Below are 10,021 nucleotides of genomic sequence, written 5' to 3'. Positions count from 1 at the left end.
GCGCAAGGGGGCGGCGGGGCGGCTCGGCGACGCGATGCCGGGCTACCGCCCGGTCAGCCTCCGCAGCGTCGCCCGCCCCGCGCGGCCCCACGTGACCTTGCCGCCGGGCAGGCCCCGTTCGCCGTTGCGGCCGATGTCGATGAGGGCCAGGCACTGCAGGACGGCCCGTCCCCGGGCGCGGCGGATCGCCGCCTCGTCGGCGCGTGCGTACGCCTCGAAGAAGCGTGGCGCGGAACCCTCGGGCAGGAGCAGCCATGCCGCCGCCAGGTCCGTCGCCGGGTCGCCCGCGCAGAGTTCGCCGAAGTCGAGCACTCCGGAGAGGGTGCCGTCGGTGACGACGACGTTCGCGGGGTGCAGGTCGCCGTGCAGCCAGACGGGCGGGCCCTGCCACGGGGGTGCCGTGACGGCGTCCTCCCAGACGGCACGGAGGGCGGCGGGGTCGACGTCGCTGTAGGCCGCCGCCTCCTCGTGGTGCCCGTCGAAGTGGTGCGCGAGCGTGTCGAGCGGGGCGCCCCGCTCCGCGATCCGCGGGGCCTCGGCGGGGGCCGCCGCGTGCAGCGCCCGCAGGAACTCCGCCAGGGTGTCGGCCGCGTGGTCGCCGCGGGTGGCCGGGGAGCGGTCGGCCGGGGTGCCGGGCAGCCACGTCGTCACGGTCCACGGCACCGGCAGGCGGGCGGTCGGTTCGCCGAGGCGCACGGGGGTCGTCACGGGGAGGGGGAGGCGCGGCGCGAGGGCCGGGACCCAGCGGTGCTCCCGGAGGAGGAGGCCGGGGGCGCGCTCCGTGCGGGGGACGCGCACGGCCAGGTCGGTGCCCAGTCGCCAGAGTTCGTTGTCCCAGCCCCTGACCGGCTGCTGGATGTCCAGCTCCGCCAGGTCGGGGTGCTGCTCCGCGAGGACGGCGCGGATCAGGTCCTCGGTGATGTCGTACGCCGCTGCGTCTGCCATGTCAGGCGGCCCCGCAGCCCCGGCCGACCGTGAACCCGACCTCGTGGACGGAGTTCCGGGAGCCCGGCGGCGGCTGGACGCGGCCCGCCGCGTCCGTGGCGCGCGAGCGGACCGTGTGCGGGCCCGGCGCGAGCGTGCGGCGCAGGGAGAAGCCCTGCCAGGCCGGATCGGCGCCGGGGACGTCGAGGGTGGCCGGTTCCCACGGGCCGCCGTCGAAGGAGAGGTCGAGGCGGACGACCTCCGTCGTGCTCCAGGTGCGGCCCCTGAACGCCCAGGTTCCGTAGGGGAGTTCGGCGCCGCTCGCCGGGGAGAGGATCTTGCTGTTGACGTCCACCGCGCGCACCGGCCGCGGGGCGTCGTCGCCCGGGAGGGTACGGGTGTAGAAGGTCGTCGTGAACATGAGCTCCGGGCGTTCGTCCGTCAGGATGATCCGGGTCAGCCACTTCACCGAGTTCGTGCCGAACATGCGCGGGACCACGGCCCGCAGCGGGTGCCCGTGCCGGGCGCGCAGGGGCTCGCCGTTCATGCCGTGGGCGAGGAACACGTCGCGGCGGGCGGTCTCCAGGGGGAGGTCCTTCACGTACGCGACGTCGTCCTCGCCGTGGAAGGGGCCGGTGTCGGCGCCCTCGAAGAGCACGTGCCGGGCGGCGGGCAGCGGGCGCGCGCGGTCCAGGAGCGCGGCCAGCGGCAGGCCCGTCCACTCGATGTTCGTCACCGCGCGCGTGGGCGTGTCGGGCCGGAGCGGGCTGCCGAAGCACTCGTGGACGGCGATGAGCCGGTCGGCGGGCAGGGCGCGGAGCGCTGCCAGGTCCAGGCGCAGGGGGCGCTCCACCAGGCCCTCGACCGTCAGGGTCCAGGCCGCCGGGTCGATGTCGGGGACGCCGAGGTGGGCGCGTACGAAGACGTTGTCCACCGGGGTGACGAAGTCGGGGCCCGGCGCGGGGTCCGCGTGGGAGGGGTCCTCCGGCGGCGGTGTCAGCGGCGGAGTGCGTGGCGGTGCGGGCGGCGTGGTGGGTGCGGTCATCGAGCGGCTCCCTTTCCGGGGCTGCCGGGGCTTCCCGGGCCCTCCGGTTCGGCGCCCGGCTCCGCTCCGCCGGGGTGCGGCGCCGCGTCCGACGCCTTCATCGCCAGGACGAACAGGGCCAGCATGGCCAGGGACAGGGCTGTGGGCGCTATGAGCATGACGAGAAATCCCCCCGATTCCCGAAGTCGTGCAAACCTCAAGATCCTAGGGGGACGAGGCGCCGCGGCCCACTCCTTTTCGCGGTGCGCCCGGGGCGCGGCCCGCTGGGTCGTCCGCCCGGGGTACGGCCCGCCGCGCGGAGCCGCACCCCGTCACCGCCGCCCCGCTCAGCAGTTGCTCCGCGCCCCCTTCCCCGCGAACCGCTCCGCCAGCCACTGCGCCGCGAACGGCGACTGCGTGATCACACCGCTCACGTGCTCGCCGACGGGCACCGTGTGCCACTCCACGTTCGCGCCCCGCCCGCACCAGTCCTCGCGGACCTGCTTGCCCACGGAGTACGGGATGAGCTCGTCCCCGAGCGCGTGGTACTGGTAGACGGGCGCGTCCGGCTTGACCGTGCCGACCCGCGACTCGTTCAGGCGCTGCTTCCAGTCGGGCTGTTCGAGGGGGTTCTTCGTCGTCATGGACGCGATGGTCTTGAACGAGCCGAGCACCGAGCCGTCCGCGACGCAGGAGTTCCGCAGGGCGCCGATGAGCTTCCTGCCCTCGGGGTTGAGGTAGGAGTCGAGGTTCAGCTCGGGGAACGCCGCGTTCTGGCCGATCGCCGCCATGAAGATCAGGCCCGAGCCGTACAGGCCGTCGTTGAACTTCGCGACCTTCAGCAGGTCCCCGGGGATGCCGCCGGTCGCCGTGCCCTTGACGTCGAGGTCGGGTGCGTACGAGCCGTGCAGCTCGGCCGCCCACGACGAGGCCTGGCCGCCCTGGGAGTACCCCATGATGCCGACCGGCGTGTCCTTGCCCAGGCCCGTCCCGGGCAGCCGGATCGCGGCACGGGCCGCGTCCAGCACGGCCTGGCCCTCGGCGCGGCCCACGGTGTACGTGTGGTCGCCGGGGGTGCCGAGGCCCTCGTAGTCGGTGACGGCCACCGCCCAGCCGCGCAGGGTGAGCTGCTGGATGAGGTTGGCCTCCAGGGTGGTGCCCTTGGGGAAGCCCGCGCTGGGGGCGCAGTGGTCGCCGACGCCGACGGTCCCCACGGCGTACGTGATCAGGGGGCGGGGGCCCTTCCTGCCGTCCTGGGGCACGATGACCGTCCCCGAGACGGTGTTCGGCTCGCCCTTGGCCGTGGTCGAGCGGTAGTGGATCTTCCAGGCCCTGGTGTTGGTCGGCTGGCCCGGCAGGGGGTGGAAGCTGCTGGGCTCGGAGGTCACGATGTCGCCGGGGGAGCCGGCGGTCGAGGCTGATCCGGTGGGGGTTCCGGAGGGGTTTCCGGTCGGGGTTCCGGTGGAGGGTCCGGCGCCTTCGGCGTGTGCCGCGGCGAGCGGGGTGGTGGCCGAAAGGCCGAGCGCGGCCACCACGGCCCACGCTCTGACGCTGGTACGTGTGTGCATGCGGCTCTCCCAACTGTCCTCAGGGGCGGGGGTGTTCTGACAACGACCGTAAAGACCCGCGGGTAATCGCCGGGATGACCGGGACGCTCACCTTCGTTGACTCCGGCTCGCAGGTATCCAGGGCGCCGTCACGGCGCTACGTTCCCAGAGGGGGAGCCGCGGGGCTCGGAACGACTGGGGGTGTGGCGATGCTCGACGACGCCATGACAGCACTGGCGGCCGAGGGGTCGGCCGCCGTCGTGCAGGCCGCGGGAACGGACGCCTGGGGCGGTGTGCGGGGACCGGTGGCCCGGTGGTTCGGCCGGGGCGACCCGGCGCGCGAGCGGGCCGAGCTGGCCCGTCTGGACCGCACGGACACGCAGCTCACGGGGGTGGAGGGCGACCTGGGGCGGCGCCTGCGGGGGGACGAGCGGATCTCCTGGCGCACCCGCTTCGAGATCGCGCTGGACGACCTGGACGACGGCGTGCGCCGGGCGCTCGGCGACGAGCTGCGGGAGCTGGTGAAGGAGCTGCGGGCCACCATCGCGCGCAGCGGGCCCACCGTCGGACACCTGACGGCCTCCGGTCCCGGCGCACAGGCCACCCTGGGATCCGTCGTGACCTACGGCAACCCGGTCAACATCGGCGAGATGCACGGGGACCTGCGGCTAGACCGCCCTTCCCCGCCGGATCCGGCCGAGGGCTGAGCGGACCGGCGGGTGTCAGGCCGTTCACACGGCACAGCCCGCACATCGTCGGAGTACTGCCCCAGGAGGCGCACTGTTTCCAGGACCGCGGCGTGGGCAGGCGGCTCGCGCGCGAGATGGCCGACGGCGGCACCGCCGTGCTCGGCCAGGTCCTGTCCGGCACCGGAGGCGTCGGCAAGACCCAGCTGGCCGCCCGCTACGCCCGCGACCTGCTGCGCAGCGGCGAGGTCGACCTGCTCCTGTGGGTGACCGCGGTCAAACGTGAGGCCGTCGTCGCGGCGTACGCGCAGGCCGCCGAGGACGTCCTCGGCATCACCCTCGCCGACTCGGAGCAGGCCGCCGCCCGCTTCCTCGCCTGGCTGGAGCCGCGGCCGCCCGGCGACGACGGGGAGCCGGGCCCCGGCTGGATGGTGGTGCTCGACGACCTCGCCGACCCGGTCGACCTGCTCGCCGACCCCGTCACGCCCCGCATCGCCCTGTGGCCGCCGGCCGGCCCGCACGGCAGGACCCTGGTCACCACGCGGCGCCGCGACGCCGTGCTGACCGGGCACGGGCACCGCTGCATCGACGTCGGCCTGTTCGACCGGGAGGAGTCGGTCGCCTACCTCACGCAGGTGCTCGCGGGGGAGCGCAGGGACCCGGGCAACGGATCGGACCCGGCCGTGGTCCAGTCGCCCGACTGCATCGCGCTGCTCGCCGAGGACCTCGGGGACCTGCCGCTCGCGCTGTCGCAGGCCGCGGCGTACCTCCTGGAGACCGGCCTCGACTGCCCCCGCTACCGCACCCTCCTCGCGGGCCGCACGCGCGACCTGGCCCGGCTGGTGCCCGAGCCCGGCTCGCTGCCCGACGCGCAGACCGTCACCCTCGCCGCGACCTGGTCGCTCTCCGTCGACCGCGCCGACCGGATGCGGCCGCAGGGCCTGGCGAGCCCGCTGCTCGTCCTCATCGCCCTGCTCGACCCCAGCGGCATCCCCGCGGCGGTGCTCACCGGCGCGGCGGCCCGCGGCTATCTCGCCCGGCACCGCGCGGGCGAACACCCCGAGGATTCCGTGGAGCCCTTCGACGCCGTCGACGCGCTGCGCGCCCTGCACCGCATGCACCTCGTCGACTACACGCCTGGCGTCCCCCACCAGGCCGTGCGCGTCCACCAGCTGGTCCAGCGCAGCATCCGCGAGACCCTCACCCGGGACCGCGTCGACGAGGCCGCGGTGGCCGTCGCCGACGCGCTGGTCGAGGCCTGGCCCGAGGTCGAGAAGGACGCCGCGCTGGGCCGGGCGCTGCGGGCGAACGCCGACGCGCTGCGGAGCGTGGCCGACGGGCCGCTCTGGGCGGAGCGGGCGCACGACGTGGTCTTCCGGTCGGCGACCAGCGTGGCGGCGGCCGGGCACTACACGCACGCCCTGGAGCAGTTCAAGACCCTGGTCGGGCAGGCCGTGCGGCGCCTGGGCCCCGACCACCGCGACACCCTCAGGTCCCGGCTCAACCTGGCCGAGATGTGGGCGATGTCGGGTCACCCGCTGGTGGCGGTCGGCGAACTCCGGGAGGTGGTCGGCGACACCGAGCGCGTCTGCGGGCCCGACGACCCCGACACGCTGCGGGCCCGGCACTCCCTCGCCCACTCGCGGGCGCTCGCCGAGGACGTGCCCGGCGCCCTGGTGGCGTTCGAGCAGGTCCTGTGCGACTTCCAGCGCGAGCTGGGGGACGAGGCGCCCGAGACGCTGAGCGCCCGCAGCTTCCTCGCCCTGTGGTGGGGCGAGGCGGGCGACACGGCCGGTGCGATCGCCGCCCTCGAACAGCTCATCGCCGACCGCGAGCGGCTCCTCGGCCGCGACCACTCCGAGCTGTTCTGGGCCCGCCACAACCTCGCCGGGTACCGGGGGCGCGCGGGCGACACGGACGGCGCCGTGACGGCGTACGAGGAACTGCTCGCCGACCGGGAGCGGGTGCTCGGCCCCGACCACACCGACACGCTGGCCAGCCGCGCCGAACACGCCTACTGGCTGCGGGAGTCGGGCCGCAACACGGAGGCGCTGATGGCTCTGGAGCGGCTCGTCGTCGACATGGAGCGGGTGCTGGGGCCCGGTCATATCGAGCTGTACGGGGTGCTGCGCAGCCTCGCCTTCTCCTGGGAGGAGGCGGGCGACATCGCGGGTGGCGTCCTCGCCCACCGGCAGCAACTGGACGAGCTGCGCGACACCTTCGGACCCGACCACGCCACGACGGCGGAGGCGGCCGTCACCCTGACCCGCGCGCTGATCCACCGCGGACGGGAGCTGCGCGACGACAGCAGGACTCCACCATCCGACTCCGAACGGAGAACCGCCATGCCGGAAGAGACCAGCCAGTCGCGGCCCGCCCGCCTGGAGCAGGCCCTCGCCTGTTTCTACGAGGCGCGTGGCCTGACCGACCCAGAGGAGTCGCCGGGCGTCTACGGCATCATCCTGCACGACATCGCCGACACCTACCGCGACGCCCGCGACCTCAAGGAGGCCGTCGAGTACTTCCGGCAGGCGGTCTCGTACAAGCAGCAGGCGGACAATCCGAGCGACCTCGCCACGACGATGACCGCGCTCGCCAACACGCTGGTCGCGATGGGCGAGCGGACCGAGGCGCGGGACGTCCTGGAGCGGCTCACCGGGGAGGTCCCGAAGATCGGGGACACCGAGCGGCGGGCGGCCGTCCTGCACAACATGGCCCTCACCCACGAGGAGTTGGGCCGCATGGGCGTGGAGGGCGCCTACGCCGACGCGGTGGCCGCCTGCCAGGCCGTGCTCGCCCTGGTCGACGGCGACTCCGACCCCGGCTGGTACGCGTCGGTGCTCAAGGACATGGGTGACGTGTACGACGCGCAGGACATGCTGCCGCAGGCGCACGCGGCGTACGAGGAGGCCGTGCGGTACACCCGCCGCATCGAGGGCACGTCCACGTCCCTGATCACCGTCCTGATCGCTCTCGGCCGCACCAGCAGGCGGCTCGGCAAGCAGGAGGGCGAGACGACGATGTCCGGTGACGGCGCCGCGGTCAACGGCGCGCGCTTCGACCGTCCGAGGTCTCAGCCGCGCGAAGCGCCCTCCGCGACCCCGGCGGACGCCGCGCCGCCGTCCGACGGTCCGCCGCCGGACGGCCCGGCGCCGGAGGAGGCGGGCGGCGGCGAGGAGTCGTAGGGGCCCGCTCCGGACGGGCGTTCCGTCTCGGTGCGGTAGGAGCCGGGCGTGGTGCCCGTCCAGCGGCGGAACGCCCGGTGGAACGCCGTGTCCTCGGAGAAGCCGAGCCGGGCCGCGAGCTCCGCGATCGGCTCGCGGCCCTCCACGAGACCCGCGATCGCCGCGTCGCGCCGCACCGCGTCCTTCAACTGCTGGTACGACGTGGACTCCTGGGCGAGCCGGCGACGCAGCGTCGCCGGGCTCACCGCGAGCCGCGCCGCGATCTCGCCGAGGGAGGGCAGCCGCGGCGAGGAGCGCAGGGCGCGGGCGAGGACGCGGCGCACCTGCTCGGCGACCGTCGTGCCGTACTCGCGCCGGGAGAGCAGCTCGAAGGGCGCCCGGCGCAGCATCTCGTCCAGCGCGTCCTCGTCCCTGATGAGCGGCGCGTCCAGCCAGTGCGGGTCGAAGCCCGCACCGGTCCGCTCGGCGCCGAACCGCACGGGGCACCCGAAGAGCAGCTCGTACTCGTCCTTGTGCGGCGGCGGCGGGTGCCCGAACTCGGCCCAGCGCAGCGGGATGCGGCGCCCGATCAGCCAGCTGCACAGCCGGTGCCAGATGATGACGAGGCACTCGGCGAGGAAGTAGTCCTGTTCGAGGTCGTTGCGGACGCCGAACACCGCCTCGCCGCCGTGCCGTTCGAGGACGAGGTCGGGGCCGCCGGGAAACAGGCCGTAGAACGTGGCGCCGCGCTGCACGGCGGCGCCGAGATCGCGGCAGCCCAGCGCGGCCCGGCACATCATCGCGAACGTCCCCGGCCTGCTGATCGCGGAGCCGAGGCCGAGGAACTCGTCCTGCGTCGCGCGGTACAGCTCCCGGAAGAGCCGGGCGAACTGGGGCGCCGTGACCCGGGCCCGGTCGTCCCCGAGGAGGAGCGGCGGAATCTGCGCTCCCCGCAGCAGCGGCACCGTGTCCACACCGTGCCGCTCGGCGCCGCGCAGCACGGCCCGTACGTGGTGCACGGTGATCGTCCGCCTGGCCATGTCACGACGTTAGCGTCGGGAGGGCCTTCCCAGAACACCGCGCCGCGAGAACGGCTGAGCGGCCCGGTCAGTGGTGCTGACGTTTCCCGTCATCCCCGGGGTGCGGCGGGCTCCTTAGCGTCGTAGCCATGCAGCAGACGCGGAAGGACCCCGAGAAGCCGTCCGAACTGCCCGGCACCCTGGCCCTCCTGTCGGAGTGGGCGGCGGGCCGCCACGCGGATCTGCCCGCCCTGCGGTTCCGGCGGGGCGGGGCGTGGACCGAGATGTCGTACGCGGAACTCCGGGACGCCGCACGCCGGACGGGCCGGGCCCTGCTCGCGCTCGGTGTCCGTCCGGGCGACCGGGTCGCGGTCCTCGCCGAGACCCGCCCCGAGTGGACCTGCACCCACTTCGGCGCCTTCGCGGCGGGCGCCGTCGTGGTCCCGGTCTATCCGACGGCCGGGGACGACGAGGTCGCGTGGGTCCTTTCGGACTCGGGCGCCGAGGTCGTGGTCTGCGAGGACGAGGCGCAGGCCGCGAAGATCGAGCGGCTGCGGGACCGGCTGCCCGGGGTGCGGCACGTGGTCCTGATGACTGCGGAGCCGAAGGAACTCGGGCCGCTGGACGCCCTGTTGGAGCGTGCGGCCGCGTGCCGCGGCACCGACCTGGCCACCGTCATCTACACGTCCGGCACCACGGGACCGCCCAAGGGCTGTCGGCTGACGCACGGCAATCTGCTGGCCGTGCAGGACGCCACCCTGCCGCTCGTGGACGGCGGGCCCGGCGAGTCCACGTACCTCTATCTGCCGCTCGCCCATCTCCTCGCCCAGCTCATCGAGTTCACGACACTCATCGCGGGCGGCACGCTCACCTACTTCGGCGGGCGCATCGAGGACGTGGTCGCCGAGCTCGCCGAGGCGCGGCCGACGCATCTGCCCTCCGTGCCCCGGCTGTTCGAGAAGGTGCGGTCCGTGGTGCTGTCCCTCGCCGAGGCGCAGGAGGGCGGGCGCGAGCGGTTCGAGGAGGCCGTCCGCATCGGGGTCCTCGCCGCCGACGGGGTGCTGCCCGACGAGCTGCGGGACGCGTACGAGGCCGCGGACAAGGCGCTCTACGGCCTGGTCAGGCAGGCGCTCGGCGGGCGGGTCCGGTGGGCGCTGACCGGGGGCGCGCCCATCGCGCCGGACACCGTCGACTTCCTGCGGGCCTGCGGCATCGCGGTCTACGAGGGGTACGGGATGACGGAGTCGGCGGGCGTGCTCACCCTCAACCATCCGGGGGCGGTCCGCTACGGGACGGTCGGCCGCCCCGTCGACGGCGTGGAGATCCGCATCGCCGACGACGGGGAGGTCCTGGCGCGCGGCGCCATGGTCTTCCCCGGCTACCACAACGACCCCCGGGCCACGGCCGACGTCCTCGACGCCGAAGGGTGGCTGCACACCGGGGACCTGGGCGCGCTCGACGAGGACGGCTACCTCACGATCACGGGCCGCAAGAAGGATCTCATCATCACGTCCGGCGGCAAGAACCTCACGCCCTCGCTGAGCGAACTCGCCATCCAGACCTCGCGGTTCGTGTCCCGTGCCGTGATGGTCGGCGACCACCGGCCCTACCCGGTCGCCCTCGTCACGCTGGACGCGGAGGAGGTCGCGGGGTGGGC

General features: G+C 74.5%; 8 protein-coding genes. 3 read left to right on the top strand and 5 right to left on the bottom strand.

From position 1 onward, the window contains the following. Nucleotides 1–42: 42 nt before the first annotated feature. From AOK03_RS27920 to AOK03_RS27910, 4 genes are all read right to left on the bottom strand, one after another. On the bottom strand, nucleotides 43–945 hold the full coding sequence (locus tag AOK03_RS27920) for an aminoglycoside phosphotransferase family protein (protein WP_055568122.1): 903 nt from the start codon (nucleotides 943–945) through the stop codon (nucleotides 43–45). A gap of 1 nt (nucleotide 946) precedes the next feature. Further along, the gene (locus AOK03_RS27915; RefSeq protein WP_055568121.1) at nucleotides 947–1,969 is read right to left on the bottom strand and encodes a molybdopterin-dependent oxidoreductase; all 1,023 of its coding nucleotides are present in this window, start codon (nucleotides 1,967–1,969) and stop codon (nucleotides 947–949) included. Then, nucleotides 1,966–2,127 (bottom strand): hypothetical protein, encoded by a 162-nt coding sequence (locus AOK03_RS42815; protein ID WP_157869099.1) that lies wholly within the window; start codon nucleotides 2,125–2,127, stop codon nucleotides 1,966–1,968. Before AOK03_RS42815 ends, AOK03_RS27915 begins: the two co-directional genes overlap by 4 nt. Nucleotides 2,128–2,295: 168 nt before the next feature. Next, nucleotides 2,296–3,516, bottom strand: coding sequence for a lipase family protein (locus AOK03_RS27910; protein WP_055568120.1), 1,221 nt, complete (start codon nucleotides 3,514–3,516; stop codon nucleotides 2,296–2,298). A 188-nt stretch (nucleotides 3,517–3,704) separates the two neighbouring features. On the opposite strand from AOK03_RS27910, the gene AOK03_RS27905 reads away from it, so the two are divergent. Both AOK03_RS27905 and AOK03_RS27900 read left to right on the top strand, forming a co-directional pair. Then, a complete protein-coding gene (locus tag AOK03_RS27905; protein WP_063792592.1) occupies nucleotides 3,705–4,202 on the top strand; it encodes a hypothetical protein in 498 nt (165 codons plus the stop codon). 92 nt (nucleotides 4,203–4,294) lie between these two features. Continuing rightward, nucleotides 4,295–7,366, top strand: a complete 3,072-nt coding sequence (locus AOK03_RS27900) for a tetratricopeptide repeat protein (protein ID WP_055568118.1) — start codon at nucleotides 4,295–4,297, stop codon at nucleotides 7,364–7,366. On the opposite strand, the gene AOK03_RS27895 is transcribed toward AOK03_RS27900, so the two are convergent. Continuing rightward, nucleotides 7,255–8,385, bottom strand: a complete 1,131-nt coding sequence (locus tag AOK03_RS27895; RefSeq protein WP_079075000.1) for an AraC family transcriptional regulator — start codon at nucleotides 8,383–8,385, stop codon at nucleotides 7,255–7,257. The genes AOK03_RS27900 and AOK03_RS27895 overlap by 112 nt on opposite strands. Before the next feature lie 128 nt (nucleotides 8,386–8,513). Here AOK03_RS27895 and AOK03_RS27890 point away from each other — a divergent pair. Continuing rightward, on the top strand, nucleotides 8,514–10,021 hold a 1,508-nt coding region (locus tag AOK03_RS27890; RefSeq protein WP_055568117.1), incomplete at its 3' end, for an AMP-dependent synthetase/ligase.

Origin of the sequence: Streptomyces atriruber (assembly GCF_001418325.1) — a bacterium.
GTDB lineage: Bacteria > Actinomycetota > Actinomycetes > Streptomycetales > Streptomycetaceae > Streptomyces > Streptomyces atriruber.
Note: the sequence above shows the minus strand (reverse complement) of the source record. Positions and strands in the feature narration are given on the sequence as shown.